21 protein-coding genes, 3 tRNA genes and 2 pseudogenes are annotated in these 20,843 nt (G+C 72.0%); 12 read left to right on the forward strand and 14 right to left on the reverse strand.

Going from position 1 to position 20,843, the window contains the following annotated elements; all coding sequences use genetic code 11:
- Nucleotides 1-39: 39 nt before the first annotated feature.
- Nucleotides 40-297, reverse strand: coding sequence for a glutaredoxin family protein (locus ACYVJ0_RS02335; protein ID WP_449853793.1), 258 nt, complete (start codon nt 295-297; stop codon nt 40-42).
- Nucleotides 298-376: 79 nt separating this feature from the next.
- Here ACYVJ0_RS02335 and ACYVJ0_RS02340 point away from each other — a divergent pair, with 79 nt between their 5' ends.
- Both ACYVJ0_RS02340 and ACYVJ0_RS02345 read left to right on the forward strand, forming a co-directional pair.
- Entirely contained in the window at nt 377-1,576 is a 1,200-nt protein-coding gene (locus ACYVJ0_RS02340) for a glycosyltransferase (RefSeq protein WP_460815743.1), read from the forward strand.
- A complete protein-coding gene (locus tag ACYVJ0_RS02345) occupies nt 1,573-2,487 on the forward strand; it encodes a ribokinase (RefSeq protein WP_460815745.1) in 915 nt (304 codons plus the stop codon). The genes ACYVJ0_RS02340 and ACYVJ0_RS02345 overlap by 4 nt, the downstream gene beginning before the upstream one ends.
- Before the next feature lie 9 nt (nt 2,488-2,496).
- Here ACYVJ0_RS02345 and trhO read toward each other — a convergent pair whose 3' ends face one another.
- Nucleotides 2,497-3,396: an oxygen-dependent tRNA uridine(34) hydroxylase TrhO gene (gene trhO, locus ACYVJ0_RS02350; protein ID WP_460815748.1), complete on the reverse strand. Its 900-nt coding sequence runs from the start codon at nt 3,394-3,396 to the stop codon at nt 2,497-2,499.
- Between the two features lie 102 nt (nt 3,397-3,498).
- Here trhO and ACYVJ0_RS02355 point away from each other — a divergent pair, with 102 nt between their 5' ends.
- Entirely contained in the window at nt 3,499-3,768 is a 270-nt protein-coding gene (locus ACYVJ0_RS02355) for a hypothetical protein (protein ID WP_449853789.1), read from the forward strand.
- Nucleotides 3,769-3,882: 114 nt separating this feature from the next.
- On the forward strand, nt 3,883-4,410 hold the full coding sequence (locus ACYVJ0_RS02360; protein ID WP_449853788.1) for an acyl-CoA thioesterase: 528 nt from the start codon (nt 3,883-3,885) through the stop codon (nt 4,408-4,410).
- 15 nt (nt 4,411-4,425) lie between these two features.
- On the opposite strand, the gene ACYVJ0_RS02365 is transcribed toward ACYVJ0_RS02360, so the two are convergent.
- Entirely contained in the window at nt 4,426-5,415 is a 990-nt protein-coding gene (locus ACYVJ0_RS02365) for an acetylxylan esterase (RefSeq protein WP_449853787.1), read from the reverse strand.
- A 111-nt stretch (nt 5,416-5,526) separates the two neighbouring features.
- Here ACYVJ0_RS02365 and ACYVJ0_RS02370 point away from each other — a divergent pair, with 111 nt between their 5' ends.
- The gene (locus tag ACYVJ0_RS02370) at nt 5,527-6,036 is read left to right on the forward strand and encodes a gluconokinase (protein WP_460815751.1); all 510 of its coding nucleotides are present in this window, start codon (nt 5,527-5,529) and stop codon (nt 6,034-6,036) included.
- Here ACYVJ0_RS02370 and ACYVJ0_RS02375 read toward each other — a convergent pair whose 3' ends face one another.
- A complete protein-coding gene (locus ACYVJ0_RS02375; protein ID WP_449853785.1) occupies nt 6,037-6,180 on the reverse strand; it encodes a hypothetical protein in 144 nt (47 codons plus the stop codon).
- An 18-nt stretch (nt 6,181-6,198) separates the two neighbouring features.
- Here ACYVJ0_RS02375 and ACYVJ0_RS02380 point away from each other — a divergent pair, with 18 nt between their 5' ends.
- On the forward strand, nt 6,199-6,486 hold the full coding sequence (locus ACYVJ0_RS02380; protein WP_460815753.1) for an SDR family NAD(P)-dependent oxidoreductase: 288 nt from the start codon (nt 6,199-6,201) through the stop codon (nt 6,484-6,486).
- A gap of 119 nt (nt 6,487-6,605) precedes the next feature.
- Here ACYVJ0_RS02380 and arfA read toward each other — a convergent pair whose 3' ends face one another.
- The 5 genes from arfA to ACYVJ0_RS02405 all read right to left on the reverse strand — a co-directional run bounded on the left by arfA (nt 6,606) and on the right by ACYVJ0_RS02405 (nt 12,529).
- Entirely contained in the window at nt 6,606-8,141 is a 1,536-nt protein-coding gene (gene arfA, locus ACYVJ0_RS02385) for an arabinosylfuranosidase ArfA (RefSeq protein WP_449853783.1), read from the reverse strand.
- 25 nt (nt 8,142-8,166) lie between these two features.
- Nucleotides 8,167-9,069 (reverse strand): carbohydrate ABC transporter permease, encoded by a 903-nt coding sequence (locus ACYVJ0_RS02390; RefSeq protein WP_460815755.1) that lies wholly within the window; start codon nt 9,067-9,069, stop codon nt 8,167-8,169.
- Nucleotides 9,066-10,013, reverse strand: a complete 948-nt coding sequence (locus ACYVJ0_RS02395) for a carbohydrate ABC transporter permease (RefSeq protein ID WP_460815757.1) — start codon at nt 10,011-10,013, stop codon at nt 9,066-9,068. The genes ACYVJ0_RS02390 and ACYVJ0_RS02395 overlap by 4 nt, the downstream gene beginning before the upstream one ends.
- A complete protein-coding gene (locus ACYVJ0_RS02400) occupies nt 10,010-11,344 on the reverse strand; it encodes an extracellular solute-binding protein (protein ID WP_460815759.1) in 1,335 nt (444 codons plus the stop codon). Before ACYVJ0_RS02400 ends, ACYVJ0_RS02395 begins: the two co-directional genes overlap by 4 nt.
- A gap of 132 nt (nt 11,345-11,476) precedes the next feature.
- Nucleotides 11,477-12,529: a LacI family DNA-binding transcriptional regulator gene (locus ACYVJ0_RS02405; protein ID WP_460815761.1), complete on the reverse strand. Its 1,053-nt coding sequence runs from the start codon at nt 12,527-12,529 to the stop codon at nt 11,477-11,479.
- Nucleotides 12,530-12,611: 82 nt separating this feature from the next.
- Here ACYVJ0_RS02405 and ACYVJ0_RS02410 point away from each other — a divergent pair, with 82 nt between their 5' ends.
- A complete protein-coding gene (locus ACYVJ0_RS02410) occupies nt 12,612-12,980 on the forward strand; it encodes a glyoxalase superfamily protein (protein ID WP_449853778.1) in 369 nt (122 codons plus the stop codon).
- Nucleotides 12,981-12,985: 5 nt separating this feature from the next.
- On the opposite strand, the pseudogene ACYVJ0_RS02415 reads toward ACYVJ0_RS02410, so the two are convergent.
- Nucleotides 12,986-13,732, reverse strand: a pseudogene (locus ACYVJ0_RS02415) (zinc-binding dehydrogenase); the annotation flags it as partial.
- Nucleotides 13,733-13,746: 14 nt separating this feature from the next.
- On the opposite strand from ACYVJ0_RS02415, the pseudogene ACYVJ0_RS02420 reads away from it, so the two are divergent.
- Nucleotides 13,747-14,283, forward strand: a pseudogene (locus tag ACYVJ0_RS02420) (SDR family NAD(P)-dependent oxidoreductase); the annotation flags it as partial.
- A gap of 47 nt (nt 14,284-14,330) precedes the next feature.
- Here ACYVJ0_RS02420 and ACYVJ0_RS02425 read toward each other — a convergent pair.
- The 3 genes from ACYVJ0_RS02425 to ACYVJ0_RS02435 all read right to left on the reverse strand — a co-directional run bounded on the left by ACYVJ0_RS02425 (nt 14,331) and on the right by ACYVJ0_RS02435 (nt 14,667).
- Nucleotides 14,331-14,406 (reverse strand) — tRNA-Phe (locus tag ACYVJ0_RS02425).
- An 87-nt stretch (nt 14,407-14,493) separates the two neighbouring features.
- Nucleotides 14,494-14,567 (reverse strand) — tRNA-Asp (locus ACYVJ0_RS02430).
- A gap of 27 nt (nt 14,568-14,594) precedes the next feature.
- A tRNA-Glu gene (locus tag ACYVJ0_RS02435) sits at nt 14,595-14,667 on the reverse strand.
- A gap of 201 nt (nt 14,668-14,868) precedes the next feature.
- Here ACYVJ0_RS02435 and ACYVJ0_RS02440 point away from each other — a divergent pair.
- Nucleotides 14,869-16,299, forward strand: coding sequence for a peptidoglycan DD-metalloendopeptidase family protein (locus ACYVJ0_RS02440; RefSeq protein WP_460815763.1), 1,431 nt, complete (start codon nt 14,869-14,871; stop codon nt 16,297-16,299).
- A gap of 150 nt (nt 16,300-16,449) precedes the next feature.
- On the opposite strand, the gene ACYVJ0_RS02445 is transcribed toward ACYVJ0_RS02440, so the two are convergent.
- The gene (locus tag ACYVJ0_RS02445; protein ID WP_449853774.1) at nt 16,450-16,986 is read right to left on the reverse strand and encodes an inorganic diphosphatase; all 537 of its coding nucleotides are present in this window, start codon (nt 16,984-16,986) and stop codon (nt 16,450-16,452) included.
- Between the two features lie 66 nt (nt 16,987-17,052).
- On the opposite strand from ACYVJ0_RS02445, the gene tilS reads away from it, so the two are divergent.
- From tilS to ftsH, 3 genes are all read left to right on the forward strand, one after another.
- Nucleotides 17,053-18,039, forward strand: coding sequence for a tRNA lysidine(34) synthetase TilS (tilS, locus tag ACYVJ0_RS02450; RefSeq protein WP_449853773.1), 987 nt, complete (start codon nt 17,053-17,055; stop codon nt 18,037-18,039).
- A gap of 78 nt (nt 18,040-18,117) precedes the next feature.
- Complete coding sequence (gene hpt / locus ACYVJ0_RS02455) at nt 18,118-18,669, forward strand: hypoxanthine phosphoribosyltransferase (RefSeq protein WP_460815766.1); 552 nt, start codon at nt 18,118-18,120, stop codon at nt 18,667-18,669.
- 134 nt (nt 18,670-18,803) lie between these two features.
- On the forward strand, nt 18,804-20,813 hold the full coding sequence (gene ftsH, locus ACYVJ0_RS02460) for an ATP-dependent zinc metalloprotease FtsH (RefSeq protein WP_449853771.1): 2,010 nt from the start codon (nt 18,804-18,806) through the stop codon (nt 20,811-20,813).
- Nucleotides 20,814-20,843 lie beyond the last annotated feature (30 nt).

Raw genomic sequence — 20,843 nt, forward strand, 5'->3', positions numbered from 1 at the left:
GAAGGAGTCCGCGAGCCGCGGATCCGCCAGGCTCGAGTGTCAGATCAGGTTGAGCTCGCGCAGCTTCGCCTCGACGTCGGCGTTGCTGGGCTCGACGTGGTGGCTCGAGTCGGGGTACACGACCACCGGGATGTTGGTGCGGCCGGAGATCTCCTTGGCCACGTCGGCGGCCGCGGGCTCGGCCTCGAGATCGATGTACTGGTAGGCAACGCCCAGCTCGTCGAGCTGCGCCTTGGTGCGGCGGCAGTCGCGGCACCACTCGGCGCCGAACATGCGGATCTCCTGCGAAGTCGTCATACATCCAGGTTACGTCCGCCGCGGGCGGCCGGCTCGGGACGGTGCGCGCGGTCACAGCCGCGCATGGAACGATAGGCAGGTGCGCCCCGCTCCCGAGGTGACGGTCATCGTCCCCACGCGCGACGAGAGTCCGAACGTCGCGCCACTCGTCGCGCAGATCGCGGCCGCCCTCGCCGGCCGCGGCGCGGAGATCCTGTTCGTCGACGACAGCGACGACGACACCCCGGGTGAGATCGCCCGCGTGGCGGCATCCGCGCCCCTGCCCGTGCGCGTGATGCACCGGCCGCACGGAGAGCGCACGGGCGGGCTGGGCGGAGCCGTGGCGCGCGGGCTCGCCCTCGCGGGCGCCGACGTGTGCATCGTGATGGACGGCGACCTGCAGCACCCGCCCGCGCTGCTGCCGGAGCTGCTGGAGCGGTACGAGCGCGGCGGCGTCGACGTCGTGCTCGCGTCGCGGTACATGCGCGGCGGCGACGGCGAGGGGCTGGGCACGCGGCTGCGCGCGGCCGTGTCGCGCGTGTCCACGGCCGTGACGAAGGCGATGTTCCCCGTGCGGCTGCACGGTGTGAGCGACCCCATGACCGGGTTCTTCCTGGTCGACCGCCGCCGCATCGATCTGGCCGCGCTGCGCCCCAACGGCTTCAAGATCCTGCTCGAGATCCTGGCCCGCGGCGACCACCGCACGGCGGAGCTGCCGCTGCGCTTCGACCGCCGCCGCGACGGGATCTCGAAGGCGACGCTGCGGCAGGGCGGCGCATTCCTGGCGCACCTGGGCCGGCTGCGGTTCGGCAAGATGTCGATCTTCGCGCTCATCGGCGCGGCCGGCGCCGTCGCGAACATCGGGATCGTGTGGGCGCTCACGGCGCTCGGGGTCGACTACCTGTGGGCGGCGATCGCGGCGGCGGAGATCACGATCGTGGCGAACTTCCTGCTGCAGGAGCGCTTCGTCTTCGCCGACATGCGCGATCAGGCCGCCGGGTTCGGGCGGCGCTTCGCCACCTCGTTCACGTTCAACAACGTCGAGGCCGCCATCCGCATCCCCGTCATGGCCCTCATGGTCGAGACGTGGCACATCTCGAGCGTGCTCGCCACGGCCATCACGCTCGCCGTCGCGTTCCTCGCGCGCTTCGTCTTCCACTCGCTCGTGGTCTACCGCCCGCGCCGGCCCGCCGAGCTCGCGGCCGACACGGGTGCGCTGCGCATCCTCGACGACATCGCCGCGCACCGCGAGCGGGAGAGGATGGAAGACATCGCGGGGGAGCGGAGGGAGAACCGATGAGCGTCGCCGTCGTCGGCAGCATCAACATGGACGTCGTCGCGCGCGTGCCGCGCATCCCCGGCCCGGGCGAGACGCTGCTCGCGTCGGGCTCGTCGCGGGGCGGCGGCGGCAAGGGCGCGAATCAGGTCGTCGCGGCGGCGCGGGCGGGTGGTGCCCCTGCGGCGTTCATCGGCGCGATCGGCGACGACGCCGACGGCGCGCAGCTGCGGGCGCTGCTCGAGGCAGACGGCATCGACGTGTCGGGGCTGTCGCTCTCGCCCGAGCAGACCGGGGTGGCGCTCATCGCGGTGGCCGACGACGCCGAGAACGCGATCATCGTCGTGCCGGGGGCCAACGGCGCGCTGCAGGGGCTGGAGGCGCACCAGCGCGAGCTCGTCGCGGCGGCCGACGTCGTGGCCGCCCAGCTCGAGATCCCCGTGCCGCTCGTGGTGGCGGCGGCCGAGGCGCGCTCCGAGGGCGCGCTGTTCGTGCTCAACGCCGCCCCCTCCGCGCCGCTCGCGGACGCCGAGACGGCGGCGCGGGTGCTGCCGCTCGTGGACGTGCTCATCGTCAACGAGCACGAGCTGACCGACATCGCGGCGACGGCGGATCGCGAGGCGGCGATCGAGGCGCTCGCGTCCCGCGTGCCGGCGCTCGTCGTGACCCTCGGCGCATCCGGATCCATCGTGGTCCTCGGATCCGAGCGGGCGACCGTGCCCGCGTTCCGCGTCGACCCCGTCGACACGACCGGCGCCGGCGACACGTTCTGCGGCGTGCTCGCGGCGCGCCTGGGCCGCGGCCCGCTCTCGCTCGACGCGCTCGCCGCGGCGGCGCGCGCGGGCGCGGCGGCCTCGGCCATCGCCGTCACCCGCGTGGGCGCACAGGCCGCGGTCCCCACCGCCGCCGAGGTCGAGGCCCTCCTCGCCCGCTGATCCGCCGGTTCAGGCCGCGGCGGCCTCGGCGTGCCTCCCGCAGGCCGCCGCGTCGCCGCACGACGCGCACAGCACCACGCGCGAGCGGCACGCGTCGTCGGCGCAGTTGACCATCCGGTCCTCGGGCGCACCGCACGACGCGCACCGGCCGATCACCGCCGCGCCGTCACCGAAGGTCATCCGCTCGCGGCCGTCGAACACGTACAGCGAGCCCTCCCACAGCCCGGTGTTGCCGAAGGTCTCGCCGTAGCGCACGATCCCTCCGTCCAGCTGGTACACCTCCTCGAAGCCGCGCGAGCGCATGAGGCCCGAGAGCACCTCGCAGCGGATGCCCCCGGTGCAGTACGTGACCACCGGCTTGTCCTTGAGGTGGTCGTAGCGGCCCGACTCGAGCTCGGCCACGAAGTCGCGCGTCGTCTCGACGTCGGGCACGATCGCACCCTTGAACCGGCCGATCTCGGCCTCGAACGCGTTGCGCCCGTCGAAGAACACGACGTCGTCGCGCGACGCGACGAGCTTGTGCAGCTCGCCCGGTCCCAGGTGCGTGCCGCCGCCGACCACGCCGTTCTCGTCCACCCGCAGCTGCTCGGGCGCGCCGAACGACACGATCTCGTCGCGCACCTTCACCGACAGGCGCGGGAAGTCCCGGCTCCGACCCTCCTCGTCGAGCCCCGTGCCCGGGGACCACTTGAAGTCGATCGCCTTGAACGGCGCATACTGCTTGGTCTTGCGCACGTAGGTCTTCAGCGCCGCCATGTCGCCGCCGAGGGTGCCGTTCATCCCGTGCTCGGAGATCAGGATCCGCCCGCGCAGCCCCAGCAGCTCGCACAGGTCGCGCTGCCACAGCCGCACCGCCTCGGGATCGGCGAGGGGCGTGAACACGTAGTAGAGCAGGATCTTGGCGACCATGCCCCCAGATTATTCGGCGCCGGATGGACATCGGCCGGGCGCGGGCGGGCGGCGGGCGGTCTGGGATGATCGAGGGGCGCGACGGCCGACGGAAGGGGATCCATGCCTGACGCCCCGCTCGAGGCCGCCGCGGGCATGACGAAGATCGCGCGCCCCTGGGGCACCCGCGCGGTGCTGTGGATCGACCCGTCCTGGGTCGAGGCGCCGCCGCCCGTCCTGCGCCCGCTGCTCGAGCGCCGCACACCGGAGGAGTTCTTCGTCGCGTCCGACGGGGATCGCCTCTTCGTGTGCGAGTCCTCCCGCGAGGACGAGCGAGCCGTGCTCGATCGCCTGCGCTACGGCGACGACATCCTCCGCGCCCTCGGGGCGTGACCGGCGGCGGCCCGAGGGCGCGGCGCCGACCGCGGGTCCAGGAAAAGCGCCGCGTTTTGGAGGCGGTCCACAAAGGCCTTCGGGGCGTGCGGCAGGGCTGGTTCACTCGATGCCGTGAACCTGTACTTCCGGCTGTTCCTGCTGTGGCTGCGCAGCCGCCGCGCGCCGCGGGTGTCGCTGTGGGGCGAGGGGCGCACGACGTTCCGTGTGCTGCCGACGGATCTCGATCCGCTCCTGCACATGAACAACGCCCGCTACCTGGCGCTGCTCGACCTGGGCCGCACCGATCTGCTCTTCCGCTCGGGGTTCTGGGCCGAGGTGAGCCAGCGCGGCTGGTACCCCGTGGTGACGGCGCAGACGATCAGCTACAAGCGCTCGCTCACGCTGTGGCAGCGGTTCGAGCTGGCCACGCGCGTGCTCGGGTTCGACGAGCGCCACGTCTACATGGAGCAGGAGTTCCACCGCGGCGGCAAGGTGATCGCGCGCGCCGTGGTGCAGGCGCGCTTCCTTCGCAAGGCGGGCGGCACCGTCGAGCCGCCCGAGCTGCTCGAGGCCGCCGGGGGAGCCCCCGGCCACCTGAGCCTGCCCCACTGGGTCGAGCCCTGGGCCGCGGCGGTGCGGATCTCCCACTCGCAGGCCTGAGCGGGCCGGTCCGGATCAGGCGGGCGCGGCGAGACGATCCCGCAGCCACGCGAGCTGCGCGGCGCGCTGGTGCGGGCCGCCGCCCTCGTGCTCGTTGTACGGGTAGATCTCGATCGCCTTGTCGTCCGACGCCCACGCGTTGTAGGCGGCGAACACCGTCGAGGGCGGGCAGATCGGATCCATAAGCGCCACCGAGAACAGCGCGGGCGCCGTCGCGAGGGCCGCGAGGTGGGCGCCGTCGAAGTACGACAGCGTGCGGTGTGTCTGCTCGACCCGGTCGCGGTGCCCCGCGAGGTAGGCCACGATCTCGCGATACGGATTCGTGCTGACGAGCGAGACCGCCCGCGGGAAGTCGCACAGGAACGGCACGTCCGGCATCGCCCCCGCCACGGCGCCCCCGGAGAAGGCATCCAGCGCGACGGCGGCGATGGTGAGCCCGCCGCCCTGGCTGCCGCCCGTCACGAAGACCGGCAGATCGTCGCCCGCCAGCCCCCGGGCGACGTCGATCGCGAGCGCGGCGTCGGTGTAGAGCCGGCGGTAGTAGTAGGTCTCCGGGTCCTCGATGCCCCGCGTCATCTGCCCCGCGGCGGCCGCACCGCCGCTGCCGTGCGGGTCGGGCGTGTGCCCGGGCGACCACGCGCCGGTGCCCTGGCCCCGGGAGTCGACGAAGAGGTGCGCGCATCCGGCCAGCGGCCACTCCTCCTGCTGGTGCGCGAGGCCGCGGCCGCCGCTGTATCCCTGGAACTGCACGACGACCGCGCGCGGTGCGCGATCGGCGGGGACGTGCCACCACGCGCGGATCGGGTCGCCGTCGTAGCCGGCGAAGGTCACGTCGCTCGTCTCCACGAGCTCGAGCCCGGTGTCGACGCGCTCGACGCGCGGCTCCCACGCCTTGCCGCGCGCGTCGGCGAGCGTGCGGCGCCAGAAGTCCGCGAGATCGGACGGCGGCTCCTGGGCGATGCGGTGCTCGCGCAGCAGGTCGAGGGGCAGATCGAAGAACGGCATGGGTCTCGCTTTCCGGCGTCGGCGGCGGGTACTGCATCAGACCTACCATGGCGCGGCGCCCGACGCCGCGCGGAGGTCGCCCGCGCGCCGCGTCGTCGGTAGCGTGGGGGAATGGTCGCCGCCTCTCCCGTGGTCGTGATGGGCGTCTCCGGCGCCGGCAAGTCGACGGTCGGAGCCGCGCTCGCTGCGCGGCTGGGCGTCGAGTTCGTCGACGGCGACGAGCTGCACCCCGCGCGCAACGTCCGCAAGATGGAGGCGGGCATCCCGCTCGTGGACGAGGATCGCGCCGACTGGCTGGACCGGATCGGCGAGGTGCTGGCGCGCGGATCGGTCGTCGTGGCCTGCTCGGCGCTGAAGCGCTCCTACCGCGACCGGCTGCGCGCGTCCGCTCCCGGCACCCGCTTCGTCTATCTGCGCGGCGACCGCGAGCTGCTCGCCGCCCGCGTGACCGGCCGTCGAGGCCACTTCATGCCCGCGACCCTGCTCGACTCGCAGCTGGACGCCCTCGAGGAGCCCGGCGACGACGAGCGCCCGGTCCGGGTCGAGGCGGCCGACGAGATCCCCGCGATCGTCGAGGCCGCCGCGCGCGGGCTCACGGGCGAGGCCGCCTCGCCCGAGTGATCAGGGGCGCAGGCCGGCGAGGACGACCGAGAGCAGCAGGTCGCGGTCGCCGCCGTCGCCGAGCCGCACCGCGTGCTCGGCGCCACAGACCAGACGCTGCACGTGGTCGACGGTGATCTCGGGGCGCACCGCGCCGGCGCGCATCCGTTTTGAGGAGGGCACATGTCCTGGAATCCCGACCGTCTCCCGGATCTGCGGGGCCGCGTGTACGCCGTGACCGGTGCGACGGGCGGCATCGGCTACTTCGCGGCCGAGCAGCTCGCCGCCGCGGGGGCGGAGGTCGTGCTCGTCTCGCGATCCGCCGCCAAACTCGAGTACTACGCACCCGAGCGGGCGATGCGCGGACGGCCGGTGTCGATCACGCCCGATCCGCGCACGGCGGCGTCGCCCGCCGCCGCGGACATCTGGCGCGAGCTGCACACGCTCGCCGGGGTGCCCGTGTCGGTCTGAGCCGGGACGACGCGGGTTGCGGCGGTCGCTTCATCTCCGCGCCCTCCGGGCGCTCCGTTCAGCAACCGATCGGGCCGGCCCGCGCGCCGCGCCCCCTCCCGCGGCGCGCGGAGTCCGGGTCAGGCGCGGGCGACGTCGAACTCGACGACCGCCCACGACAGCGGCGGCAGGGTGGCGCGCAGCGCGCCGTCCTCCACGCCCACCTCGCGCAGCGGCACGAGGCCCACGTTGTCCTGCTCGGTCTCGGTGTTCTTCGCGTGGCGGTCGCCCCCCTCGGGCACCGTGAGCACCTCGGCCGAGCGCAGCTGCCCGGCCGACAGGCCGCGCAGGTCGACGGTCACGCTCGCGGCGTCGTCCAGCGACCGGTTGGCCAGGAACAGCGCGATCCGCCCGTTCTCCTCGTCCCACGTGGCGGCCGCGTCGACGGCGTCGACGTCGCCGAACTTGGGCGTCGGCACCTGCGAGGAGTCCACGGCGAGGCGCAGGATGCGCCCGCGCGCGGCCTGCGCGATGCGCGCGAAGGGCCAGAAGATCGACTGCCGCCACGCGGGACCGCCCTCCTCGGAGCGGATCGGCGCGATGACGTTGACCAGCTGGGCCTGATTGGCGATCTTCACGCGGTCGCCGTGGCGCAGCAGGCTGTGCAGGAACGTGCCGACGACGACGGCGTCGGTCACCGAGTAGGTGTCCTCGATGAGCCGCGGGTGCTCGCGCCACCCGGCGGCGACCTTGTGCGGCTGGTCGTCGGTGTCGAGGCCGCGCTGGTACCAGACGTTCCACTCGTCGAACGAGATGTTCACCTGCTTGCGGTGCTTGCCGGCCGCCTTCACGGCGTCGATCGTCGCGACGACGCCGTCGATGAACGCGTCCATGTCGACCGCCTCGGCCAGGAACGACGCGGCGTCGCCGTTCTCCTCCTGGTAGTACGCGTGCATCGAGATGTAGTCGACCTCGTCGTACGTGTGCGTGAGCACCGTGTGCTCCCACGATCCGAACGTCGGCATGCCGCGGCCCGACGAACCCACCGCCACGAGCTCGATGGTCGGATCGACGAAGCGCATCGCCTTCGCCGTCTCCTGTGCGAGGCGCCCGTACTCGTCGGCCGTCTTGTGGCCGATCTGCCACGGGCCGTCGAGCTCGTTGCCCAGGCACCACAGCCGGATGTCGAACGGCTGCTCGGCGCCGTTGCGGCGGCGCATGTCGGACCAGCGCGTGCCGCCCGGGTGGTTGGCGTACTCCACGAGCGCGCGGGCCTCCTCGACGCCGCGCGTGCCGAGGTTCACGGCCTCCATCACCTCGACGCCGGCCTCCTTTGACCAGTCGACGAACTCGTGCAGGCCGAACGCGTTCGTCTCGATCGTGTGCCACGCGCCGTCGAGGCGCCGCGGCCGCTCCTCGACCGGGCCGACGCCGTCCTCCCAAAGGTAGCCCGAGACGAAGTTGCCGCCCGGGTACCGCACGACCGTGGGGCCGAGCTCGCGCACGAGCTCCAGCACGTCGCGGCGGAAGCCCCGCTCGTCCGCCTGCGGGTGCCCCGGCTCGAAGATGCCGGTGTACACGCAGCGCCCCATGTGCTCGACGAACGAGCCGAACAGGCGACGGGGCACGTCGGCGATCGTGAAGTCGCGGTCGATGGTGATGCGGGCGTGGGTCATGATTCTCCTGTTCTGAGGTGGGGGTCTACTGGCCGCCGAAGCCGGTGGTCGCGACGCCCTTGACGATCTGGCGCTGGAAGAAGAGGAAGACGACGATGAGCGGCAGCGCGGCGAGCACGGCCTGGGCCATGACCTGCGCGTACTGCACACCGTAGGCGCTGATGACGGTCTGCAGCCCGACGGGCAGCGTCATGAGCGTGGTGTCGTTGATGACGAGGAACGGCCACAGGAAGTTGTTCCACGCCCCGATGAACACGAAGATCGACACGGCGCCCAGGATGGGCCGCGACAGCGGCAGCACGATCGACCAGAACACCCGCAGCCGGCTCGCGCCGTCCACGCGCGCGGCGTCCTCGAGCTCGATCGGCACGGCGTCGAAGAACTGCTTGAGGATGAACACCATGGCCGGTGCCACCACCTGGGGCAGGATGAGGCCCCAGTGCGTGTCGATCATGTTGAACGCGAGCATCTCGTAGAACAGCGGGATGATCAGCACCTGGGGCGGCACGACGATCGACGCGATGACGACGACGTAGAGCCAGCGGCGCCCGCGGAACGACAGCCGCGAGAACGCGTAGGCCGCCAGCGCCGAGATCGCGACGGTGATGAGGGTGACGGCGGCCGAGGTCCACAGGCTGTTGAACGCCCAGATGTAGACGTTGCCCTGCGAGAGGATCGCCTCGAACGCGGCGGTCGTCGGTCCGCTCTCGCCGATCCAGGTTGCCGCGCCCGCGGCATCCGTCTCGGTCTTGAACGCCGTCGCGACGGCCCACAGGAACGGCAGCAGCCAGCTGATCGCCAGCAGCAGCAGCACGACGAAGGCGAGGATCCGCGCGACGCCGAACGGGCGCTCGCCCGGCTTGCGGTGGCGCACGCGGTCGCCCAGCGGCGGCGCGACGAGGGTCTCCGTGGCGGTGGCGGTGGTCATCGCGATTCCCTCCTGCGCCCGACGATCCCGAGCTGGATGAGCCCGACGATGACGATGAGCGCGAAGAACACGTAGGAGATGGCGGCCGAGTAGCCGAACCGGTAGCCGACGAAGCCGGCCTCGTAGATGTACTGCACGATCGAGCGGGTGGTGTCGCTCGAGACGCCGCCGAGCATCTGGTACGCCTGGTCGAACAGCTTCAGCGACGCGAGGATCTGCAGCAGCACGATGAGCACCGTCGCCGGCCCCAGCTGCGGCAGCGTGATGGAGAACAGCTGCCGCCACTTGCCGGCGCCGTCGATCGACGCCGCCTCATACTGCTGGGCGGGGATGTTCTGCAGGGCCGCGAGGTAGAGCAGGAAGTTGAATCCCACCGTCCACCACACGGTCGCGATGACGATCGCGAGCATGTTCGTGCGCGGATCCTGCAGCCACGCGAGCGGCTCCATGCCGATCGACTCCAGCAGCGCGTTGGCCGCGCCGATCTGCGGGTTGAAGATCCACACCCAGATCTGCGAGATCACGGTGGAGGCCAGCAGGAACGGCATGAAGAACGACAGCCGCCACAGCCACTGGCCGGGCAGGCCCTGGTCGACGAGCACCGCCATGACGAGCGCGATGAGCACGAGCGGCACCGTCGACAGGACGGTGAACCACACGGTGTTGCCCAGCGACTGCCACATGACCGGGTCGGTGAGGGCCTCGGCGTAGTTCGCGAAGCCGACGGGGTCGCCGCCGGCGCCGGTGAGCGACTGGTTCGTGAAGCTCAGGTAGATCCCGTGCAGGATCGGCCACACGAGGAACAGCGCGAACGCGATGAGGAACGGCGTCAGGAACGCCCAGCCCACGAGCTGCTCGCGGCGGTCGCCGGCGTGCGAGAAGCGGCCCTGCTTCACGCCGGTGACGATCGTGTGCGTGGACGGGGCCACGGTGGTGGTGCTCATGACTGCCACGTCCCCTCGGGATCGGCCGGGTTCGGCATGGCCAGCTTCTCGTCGACGCGGGCGCGGAACGAGGCGATCGCGGCGGCCGGATCGGCCCCGCCGAGCAGCACGTTCTGCACGGCCTGGCCGAAGTCGCCCTGGAAGTTGGAGCCCGACCCGGTGAACCACGCGGGCGGGTCGTACGTGACGTGCTCGGCCGCCTCGGCGTAGTGCGCCTGCGGCACGAGGTCGGCGTACTCGGGGCTCTCGGTGATGGGCAGGTACGCCGGGATGTGACCGGCGCCGGCCCAGTCGAACGATCCCTTCAGCAGATCCGCGACGAACTGGTAGGTCAGCTCCCGCTTGGCGGGGTCGGGGTTGCTCTGATGCGGCAGCACGAAGGAGTGCGAGTCGGCGTAGACGGAGGGCGTGCCGTAGAGCGTGGGGATCATCGCCGCGTCGAAGGGGATGCCCGCCTCCTGCATGGTGCGCAGCTCCCACACGCCGGTGAGCAGCATGCCGCTGCGGCCCGTGGCGAACTCGGCGATGGCCGAGGCGTAGTCGTTCTGCGGGGCGGCGATCTCGCCGTCGAGCAGGCTCTGCATGAGCGTGAGCGACTCGACGGCGATGTCGTCGTCGAACTCGGCGGGGCCGCCCTCGGGCAGCGTCATGGCGGCGCCGTGCTGGGTGTACAGCGTGTAGAAGAGCCGCCACATCTGCGCGCCGTCGCCGAGGTAGCCGTACGACAGGCCGTGCTCCTCGGCCGATCCGGCGACGGCCCGCAGCATCTCGAGGAACGCCTCGGGCGAGTCGACCGGCGCGAGGCGGCCGTCGCTGGAGAGCACGCCCGCGGCGTCGCACACGTCGGTGTTGTACATGAGGATGAACGGGTGCGCGTCGAGAGCGACGCTGTACACCTCGCCGCCCGTGATGCCCTTCTCCCAGATGGGCGCGGGGAACGTCGTCTCGTCCACGCCGAGCGCGGCGAGCCTGTCGAGGTCCCAGGGATCGAGCAGACCGCCGGGCGCGTAGCCCTCCACGCGCGTGGCATGCATGACCGCCACATCGGGGGCGCGGCCGCCCGTGCCGGCCATCGCGAGCTTCGTGTAGTACGGGCTGCCCCAGGCCAGCACCGTGGGGCGCACGGCGTAGTCGCTCTGCGACGCGTTGGCCTCGTCGATGAGGCCCGACATCGTGACGCCGTCGCCGCCGCTGAGCAGATGCCAGAACTGCAGGGTGGTCGGGCCGCCGATCGTGCTCGCCGGCGTGCAGGCGGTGAGTGCCGCGGCGCCGGCGAAGGTCGCCGCCCCCGCGAGGAGCTGACGTCTCGTCAGCTGAAACGGTGGTGTCATAGCCACTCCCTTGTGACGTGAACCTCGAACCGGTGGACCGGGTCGGCGCCATCATTACATCGATGAAATGGGCGGCGCAAGGGTTGTCGTTCGCGGCCCGGATCGTGTAGGCGGCGGGCGCGGACCCGTCGTTCAGGCCGACGGGTCGTAGCCGCGGGGCTCGTCCATCGTGCTGCCGCGCACGATGAGGCGGTGGGGCACCGTCACCGCGCGGGGAGGGGTCGAGCGGTCGTCGAAGCGCGACTCGAGCAGCTCGATCGCGGCGCGGGCGAACTCGTGCCGGTCGAAGCCGATCGTCGTCAGGGGCGGCGCGGTGTAGCGGGCGACCTCGACGTCGTCGAAGCCCGCCACGAGCACCTGCTCGGGCACGCGGATGCCGTGGTCGTGGAGCGCGTGCAAGGCGCCGACGGCGATCGAGTCGGTGAACGCGACGACCGCGTCGAACGGCACCGAGCGGTCGAGCAGCTCGCGCGCCGTCGCGGCGCCGCCCGCCATCGTCCACGGGAACACGTACAGCTCGAGCGCCGGGTCGGGCGCGATCCCCGCCTCGCGCAGGGCGTCGCGGTACCCGGCCAGGCGGATGCGACTCGTCGCGGTCGTGCCCGGGGTGCGGGCGTCGCCGCCGAGCACGGCCACGCGCCGGGCGCCCTTGGCGAGCACGTGCGCCGTGAGGTCGCGGGCGGCGGCGCGACTGTCGACGAGCACGCGATCGGTGCGGTGCTGCTCGACCTCGCCGATCAGCACGACCGGCGGCAGGCGATCCGCGTGCTCGATGACGCTGTCCTCGATCCGGATCGGGTTGAGGATGAGGCCGTCGATCAGGTGCGCCCGCGCCCGCGACAGCAGCTCGCGCTCGCGCTGCGGCTCGGACGCCGTCTCCTCGATCTGCACCGCCAGCCCCCGGCTGTGCGCCACCTGCACGAGCCAGTGCATGAGATCGGCCGAGAACGCCGTGCCGAGATCGGGCAGCGCCACCGCGATCGTGCCGGAGCGGCCGTTGCGCAGGCCGCGCGCGCTGAGGTTGGGCACGAACTCGAGTTCGCGCATGGCCGCCTCGACGCGCTCGCGCGTCTCGGGCCGCACGAACGTGACGCCCGTGACGACGTTCGACACCGTCTTCGGCGACACGCCGGCGAGCGCGGCGACATCCTTCATCGTCGCGCGAGAGGAACGAGGCCCCGGCATGCGCACCAGGATACGAGCCGGGCGGGTCTCGCGGATGTCGGTGCCCCCGCGTACCGTCGGGCGTGAGAGAAGCGAGGACGCCATGGACTTCCGGATCGAACTCATCTTCGTGCCCGTCTCCGACACCGATCGCGCCGTCGCGTTCTACGGCGACACGCTCGGCTGGAACGTGGATCACGACCATCGCGTGAGCGAGACGCTGCGCTTCGTGCAGGTGACGCCGCCGGGCTCGGCCTGCTCGATCGCCTTCGGCGACGGCCTGAGCGACGACGCCCCCGGCAGCATGCGCAACGTGCAGGTGGTGGTCGACGACGCCGACGCGGCGCTGGCCTACCTGCGCGAGCGCGGCGTCGAGGCCGACGGCGTGGACGACCAGCCCTGGGGTCGCTTCGTCACCTTCGTCGACCCCGACGGCAACGCCTGGACGCTGCAGCAGCTCGTGCCTCAGTAGGCGGGTTACACCGCGACGGTGATCGCGACCTTGCCCGATCGGCTCTCGGCGTGCTCGTGCGCGCGAGCCACGTCGTCGAGAGCGAACGTCGCGGCGACCCGAGGCGTATACCGGCCCGCGGCGCCGAGCTGCGCCGTCGCGGCGAGCGACGCCGAGACATTGGCGGCGTTCACGTGGCGCACGCCGAGGTCACGGGCGCCGGCGGCGTCGGCGACGGTGACGACGCGGTCGGCGGAGCCGGCCAGGGCGACGAGCTTGGGCAGAGTCCCGGCCCCCGCCGCGTCCAGCGCGAGGTCGATGCCCTCCGGCGCGACGGCGGCGACGCGATCGGTCAGCCCCGGGCCGTAGGCGACGGGCGTGACGCCGATCGAGGAGAGGAACGCGTGGTTGCGCTCGCTGGCGGTGCCGATCACGCGGGCGCCGCGACTCACGGCCACTGCGGATGCGGCCGTGCCGACGCCGCCGGCCGCGCCGTCGACGAGGAGCGTCTTGCCGGCGAGGTCGCCGAGCGCGGCGAGGGCGGGAATCGCGGTCGCCGAGGCCAGCCCGGCGGCCGCGGCCTCGGGCATCGTCCACGTCTCCGGCACGGGCGCCCACGCCGACAGCACGGTGCGCTCGGCCGTCGCGCCGGTCACGCCGGTGAGTCCGAACACCAGGTCGCCGATCGCCGTGTCCGTCACGCCCTCGCCCACCTCGTCGACGACGCCGACCGCGTCGCGACCGGGGATCGCGGGGAAGGTCACGGGGAAGATCCCTCACGACTGACGAAGGCATCGACGCGCTCTTCGCGGAAGCGGCCGAGGTCGGGCGTCTCACCGGCGTCGTCAACAACGCGGGTGCGACCCTGCATATCGGGCCTCTCGCCCAGACGCCGAGCGACGTCATCCGGCGCGTCATCGACCTCAACCTGACCTCCGCCGTGCTCGTCGCGCGCCGCGCGGTCGCCGAGCTGACGCAGGGCGGCGTGCTCGTCAACATCTCGTCGGGCGCGGCGACGACCGGCTCTCCGGGGGAGTACGTGCACTACGCCGCCGCGAAGGCGGGCGTGGATGCGCTGACGAAGGGCCTCGCGATCGAGGCGGCGGATCGCGGCATCCGCGTGGTCGGCGTCGCGCCCGGCACCATCGACACCGACATCCACGCCGACGCGGGCGATGCCGGTCGCGTGGCGCGCGTCGCGGCCTCTCATCCGCTGGGCCGCGCCGGCCGGGCCGAGGAGGTCGCCGGCGTCGTGGCTTTCGCGCTCTCGGCAGACGCCTCGTACGTGACCGGCACGACGATCCGGGTGGCCGGCGGCCGCTGAGCGGTCCTGCGGAACGAGAAAACCCCCGGCGAACCGGGGGTTTCAGGTGGTGGCTCCGACGGGCGTCGATCCCGTGACCTCACGATTTTCAGTCGTGCGCTCTACCAACTGAGCTACAGAGCCTCGCGGCTGCGATCCGAAGAACGTGCCGCGTCCTATGCGAAAGGCCTCCTCGAAGGTGGTGCTATCGAGAGGGCCCGTCGCTTGGAGCGACCCTGACGGGACTTGAACCCGCGACCTCCGCCGTGACAGGGCGGCACGCTAACCAACTGCGCTACAGGGCCAGATCTATGTAATTGTATCGGTTCGTGTGACCCCAACGGGATTCGAACCCGTGCTACCGCCGTGAAAGGGCGGCGTCCTAGGCCGCTAAACGATGGGGCCGGAGTGAACCCGGGGCTCACGCTTGCCGACGATCCAGCATACGCGGAAGCCTCGCGGATTTCCAAAACGAGGGCGCGGCGCGCGCTCCCCGGGTGTGTCGCGCGACAGAATCGCGGGGGTGCCCGCACGCTCTCGACAGGCGCGCGAGCGGGAGCCGGTCGGCATCCGGCAGTTGCGGATGTTATTGATGTTGTTAGTGTGATGCCTGTGAAGGAAGGTGCCGGCAGCCAGATGTCCCAGGGAATCGACCCGGACGCGTGTGACTGCGCACCCACCGAGGCGGAGCGCCGCGTGCTGTGGGGCCCGGTCTCGCGCCGCGTGGCCCTCGCCGCGGGCGCGATCGGCGCCGCCGCGCTGAGCGTCAGCGCCTTCGGCAAGCCGGCATACGCCTACAGCGCAGCCGACTACCCCTCGTGGGCCGACGTGGAAGCCGCGCGCAACAACGAGTCGGCCAAGGCCGCCGAGGTCAAGCGCATCGAGGGCCTCATCAACCAGCTCGCCGCCGACGTGGCCGCGAAGCAGCAGGCCGCGCAGAAGGCCGCCGACGAGCATTACGAGGCGCAGCAGGCGCTCTTCGAGGCCGCGTACCGCGCCGACGAGCTGCAGCGACAGGCCGACGAGCAGTCGCAGAAGGCGGATGCCGCGGCCCTCGCGGCCGCGCGCGTCGCGTCGCAGCTGTCGCGCACGAGCGGATCGGGCACCTCGCTCGAGGTGCTGTTCGCCGACTCGGCCGAGAACGCCGACGAGCTGCTCACCAAGCTCGGCCAGATGGACAAGCTGGCCCAGAACAACGACTCGATCTACGCCGGCGCCGTCAGCGCGCGCGACGCCGCCAAGGCGCTGAGCGAGCAGGCCGAGGTCGCCAGGGCCGAGCGCGATCGCCTGAACAAGGAGGCGGAGGCCAAGTCGCTCGCCGCGCAGCAGGCGCACCAGGCCGCGCAGGCCGCGCTCGCCGAGCAGGAGGAGCGCCAGGTCACGCTCGAGGCGCAGCTCGCCGCGCTCAAGGACAGCACAGCCAAGACCGTCGCCGACTACCAGAAGGGCGTCGAGGCGAAGAAGGCGTACGAGGCCGAGCAGGCCCGCCTGCGCGCCGAGCGCGAGGCCGCCGCGGCGCGAGCCCGCGAGGCCGAGGCGCAGAAGGCCCGCGAGGAGGCCGCCCAGAGCGGTGGTGGCGGTGGCGGTGGCGGCGGGAACGTCGGCGGCGGGGGCCAGGGGCCGGGCAACGGCTGGGTGCGCCCGTCGAGCGGGCGGTGGACATCCGGCTACGGCCCCCGTCAGGGCCAGTGCAACAGCAGCTACTGCGCGAGCACGTGGCACTACGGCGTCGACATGGCGGCCGGCTGCGGCGCGCCCATCTACGCCGCGCGCTCCGGCACCGTGACCTACGCCGGCCCCAACAGCGGCTACGGCAACTACGTGCGGATCGACCACGGCGGGGGTGTGGCCACCGGCTACGCCCACTCCAGCAGGATCGTCGTCGGCTGGGGCCAGTGGGTCAACGCCGGCCAGGTCATCGCGTACGAGGGCCAGACGGGCAACTCGTTCGGCTGCCACGTGCACTTCGAGGTCTACGTGAACGGCGGCACCGTCAACCCGAGCCCGTTCATGAGCGCCCGGGGCGTCTGGCTGTAAGTCCTTCGCCGGTGCGGGCGGTCTCCGCGCGCCCCGTCTCGGCTCGCTGCGCGCGCTCGACGACCCCGCGAGGCGACACATCCGTGGATCGGGGGTCGCGCGGGAACGACGAAGGGGACCCGCCGAGGCGGATCCCCTTCGCGGACAGCGTCAGCTGACGGAGTTCGGGAACTCCCCGGCGCCCTGCGTGCGGGTGTCGCCCTCGTGCTGCTGGAAGCGCTCGAAGGCCTCGGTCACGAGGCGCTCGGCCTCGGCGGCGCCGGCCCACTCGTCGACCTTGACCCACTTGTTGGGCTCGAGGTCCTTGTAGTGCTCGAAGAAGTGCCCGATCTCCTTCTTCGTGAACTCGGGCAGGTCGTCGACGTCCTGGATGTGGTCCCAGCGCGGGTCCTTCGCGATGACCGCGATGACCTTGTCGTCGCCGCCGGCCTCGTCGCTCATCTTCAGCACGGCCACGGGGCGCACCTTGACGCCCACGCCCGGGTAGACCGAGTGGTCCATGACGACGAGCACGTCGAGCGGGTCGCCGTCCTCGCCGAGGGTGTTCTCGAAGAAGCCGTAGTCGGTGGGGTAGCCGAACGTCGTGTACAGCACGCGGTCGAGGAACACCCGGCCCGTGCCGTGGTCGACCTCGTACTTCACGCGGCTGCCGCGCGGGATCTCGATGACTGCGTCGTACGCGCCCATGCCTTTTGCTCCTTGAGAAGACGGCTGATTAGTCGGCTAAAGCCTATCCGCAGTACTTTGGCGAGCGTGCTCGATCCCTCCGTCGCCGCCGTCCGCCTCGCCGTGCGCGAGGCCCTCGCGCCGCTCGAGGGCAGCGGATCGGTCGTGCTCGTCGCGCTCTCGGGCGGCCCCGATTCGCTCGCGCTCGCGGCGGCGGCCGCGCACGAGGCGCCCAAGCTCGGCCTGAGGGTCGCGAGCGCCACGATCGATCACGGCCTGCAGGAGGGATCGGCGGATGTCGCGGCGCGCGCCGCCGAGGCCGCCCGCGAGGTCGGGATCGCCGACGCCCGGGTCGTGCGCGTCGAGGTGGGCACGGAGGGCGGCCCGGAGGCGGCCGCCCGCGAGGCCCGCTACGCCGCGCTCTCGCGCCTGGCCGTGAGCGCCGACGCGGCGGCGGTGCTGCTCGGGCACACGCTCGACGACCAGGCCGAGACCGTGCTGCTCGCCCTCGCGCGCGGATCCGGCGCCGGGAGCCTGCAGGGCATGGCGCCGCGCCGCGTCGACGAGCGGGGCACGGCGTGGATCCGCCCGCTGCTGGGCCTGCGCCGCGAGCAGACCCGCGCCTTCTGCGCGGCGTCGGGCCTGGAGGCGTGGACCGATCCGCACAACGCCCAGCCCCGGTTCGCCCGCGTGCGCGCCCGCGACCGGGTGCTGCCGGTGCTCGAGAGCGAGCTCGGCCCCGGCATCGCCGAGGCCCTCGCGCGCACGGCCGAGCAGCTGCGCGAGGACAACGAGGCCTTCGCCGACATGATCGACGAGACCATCGAGGACATCGTCGAGCACGCCGAGGCCGGCATCGCCGTCTCGGCCGCCGCGCTCGCCGCCAACCCCGCCGCGATCCGGAATCGGATCATCCGGCACGTGGCGCAGAGCGAGTTCGGCGTGAGCCTCACCCGCACGCAGACCCTCGAGATCGCCCGCCTCGCCACCGACTGGCGCGGCCAGGGACCGATCGACCTGCCCGTGTTCACCGCCACGCGGCGGGGCGGGATGATCGTGCTCTCGGCGCGGTGACCGATGTGTGGTCGAACCCGCGCACGTCCATTCAGCAACCGGTGAGGTGCGGCGGGCGCGCGTCCGTAGACTCGGAGCATGCGCGCGGCCGACATCTCCGATGACCTGACCACCGTCCTCGTCACCCAGGAGCAGATCGACGCCAAGCTGGCCGAGCTCGCCGCGCGGGTCGAGGCCGACTACGAGGGCAAGGAGCTGCTGCTCGTCGGCGTGCTGAAGGGCGCCGTCATGGTCATGGCCGACTTCGCGAGGCACCTCACGGGCCACATCCAGATGGACTGGATGGCCGTGTCGAGCTACGGCGCGGGCACGAAGTCGAGCGGCGTCGTGCAGATCCGCAAGGATCTCGACACCGACCTGCACGGCCGGCACGTGCTGATCGTCGAGGACATCATCGACTCGGGCCTCACGCTCAGCTGGCTGCTCGAGAACTTCGACTCGCGCGGTGCGGAGTCGATCGAGGTGCTCGCGCTGCTGCGCAAGCCCGAGGCGGCGAAGGTGCACGTGGACTGCAAGTACCTGGGCTTCGACATCCCCAACGAGTTCGTCGTGGGCTACGGCCTCGACTACGCCGAGCGCTACCGCAACCTGCGCGATGTGGCGGTGCTCGCGCCGCACGTCTACAGCTGATCCGCCGCCCGTTACGCCCGGGGCGAATCCCAGACGGGGCATAGCCGCCCGGCGGTAGCCTGGACGGCAACGCGCGCGAGCGTGCGTTTCGGCGACGCCGATGCGACGAAGAGGAGCCCGGGCCCGGCCCAGATATGAACGTCAAGAAGATCACCCGCAACCCGCTGATCTACGTGCTGCTGATCGGCGTGCTCCTGGTCGTCGGCTTCTCGCTGCTGTCCAACCTGGGCGGTCCCCGCCAGGTCTCCACGCAGGAGGGCCTCGAGCTGCTCTCCGGCGACACGGTGCAGCAGGTGACGATCACCGACCGCGATCAGCGCGTGGATCTGACGCTGTCGGAGGCGTACGAGGACGCGACCTCGGTGCAGTTCTACTACGTCGACGCTCGCGCGGCCGAGGTCGTCGACGCCGTCGAGGGCGCGGAGCCCGAGGACGGCTACAACGACGTCGTGCCGCAGCCGTCGTTCTTCGACGGCCTGCTGTCGCTGCTCATCCCCATCCTGCTGCTGGGCGCGCTGTTCTGGTTCCTCATGTCGAGCGCCGCCGGCGGCAGCCGCGGCGTGATGCAGTTCGGCAAGTCGCGCGCCAAGCTCGCGAACAAGGAGCACCCCGACGTCACCTTCGCCGACGTCGCCGGCGCGGACGAGGCGCTCGAGGAGCTCGCCGAGATCAAGGACTTCCTGAAGGACCCCGCCAAGTACCAGGCCGTCGGCGCGCGCATCCCCAAGGGCGTGCTGCTGTACGGCCCTCCCGGCACCGGCAAGACGCTGCTCGCGCGCGCCGTCGCGGGCGAGGCGGGCGTGCCGTTCTACTCGATCTCCGGATCGGACTTCGTGGAGATGTTCGTCGGCGTCGGCGCGAGCCGCGTGCGCGACCTCTTCAAGGAGGCCAAGGAGAACGCCCCGGCGATCATCTTCATCGACGAGATCGACGCCGTCGGGCGCCACCGCGGCGCCGGCATGGGCGGCGGGCACGACGAGCGCGAGCAGACGCTGAACCAGATGCTCGTCGAGATGGACGGCTTCGACCCGAAGGCGAACGTCATCGTGATCGCGGCGACCAACCGCCCCGACATCCTCGACCCGGCGCTGCTGCGCCCGGGCCGCTTCGACCGGCAGATCGGCGTGGACGCCCCCGACCTGGCCGGCCGCCGTCGCATCCTCGAGGTGCACGGCCGCGGCAAGCCGCTCGCCGACTCCGTCGACCTCGACGTGGTGGCCCGCAAGACGCCGGGCTTCACGGGCGCCGACCTGGCCAATGTGCTCAACGAGGCCGCGCTGCTCACGGCGCGCTCGAACGCCCAGCTGATCGACAGCCGCGCGCTCGACGAGGCGATCGACCGCGTCATCGCCGGCCCGCAGCGCCGCACGCGCGTGATGAAGGACAAGGAGAAGCTCATCACGGCGTACCACGAGGGCGGCCACGCGCTCGCGGCGGCGGCGATGAACCACACCGATCCCGTGACGAAGATCACGATCCTGCCCCGCGGCAAGGCACTGGGCTACACGATGGTGCTGCCGCTCGAGGACAAGTACTCCGTCACGCGCAACGAGCTGCAGGATCAGCTCACCTATGCCATGGGGGGGCGAGTCGCCGAGGAGATCGTCTTCCACGACCCCACCACGGGCGCCTCGAACGACATCGAGAAGGCCACCGACATCGCCCGCAAGATGGTCACCGAGTACGGCATGACCGCCGCCGTCGGCCCCGTCAAGCTCAGCGCGGGCAGCGGCGAGGTCTTCATGGGCCGCGACATGGGTCACGGCCGCGACTACTCGGACGTGCTCGCGCAGCGGATCGACGACGAGGTGCGCGGGCTCATCGAGCAGGCGCACGACGAGGCGTACCAGGTGCTCTCGGCCAACCGCGAGATCCTCGACCGCCTCGCGCTCGAGCTGCTCGAGAAGGAGACCCTCGACCACCTGCAGATCGAGGAGATCTTCAAGGACATCCAGAAGCTGCCCGAGCGCCCGCAGTGGCTCTCGAGCGAGGATCGTCCCGTCTCGGAGCACCCGCCCGTGCAGATCCCGCGCCGCCCCGAGCAGCACCCGGGCGTCGCCGCCCAGACCGCCGCCGAGCGCGGGGGCGCGCCCGTGCACCATCCGTCGCCGGGCACGGGGAAGGCGCGTCCCGCGACGGCCTGATCCGTCCTGACGGGAATCCGACCGAAGGGG

The sequence above is a fragment of the Microbacterium petrolearium genome (assembly GCF_054782875.1).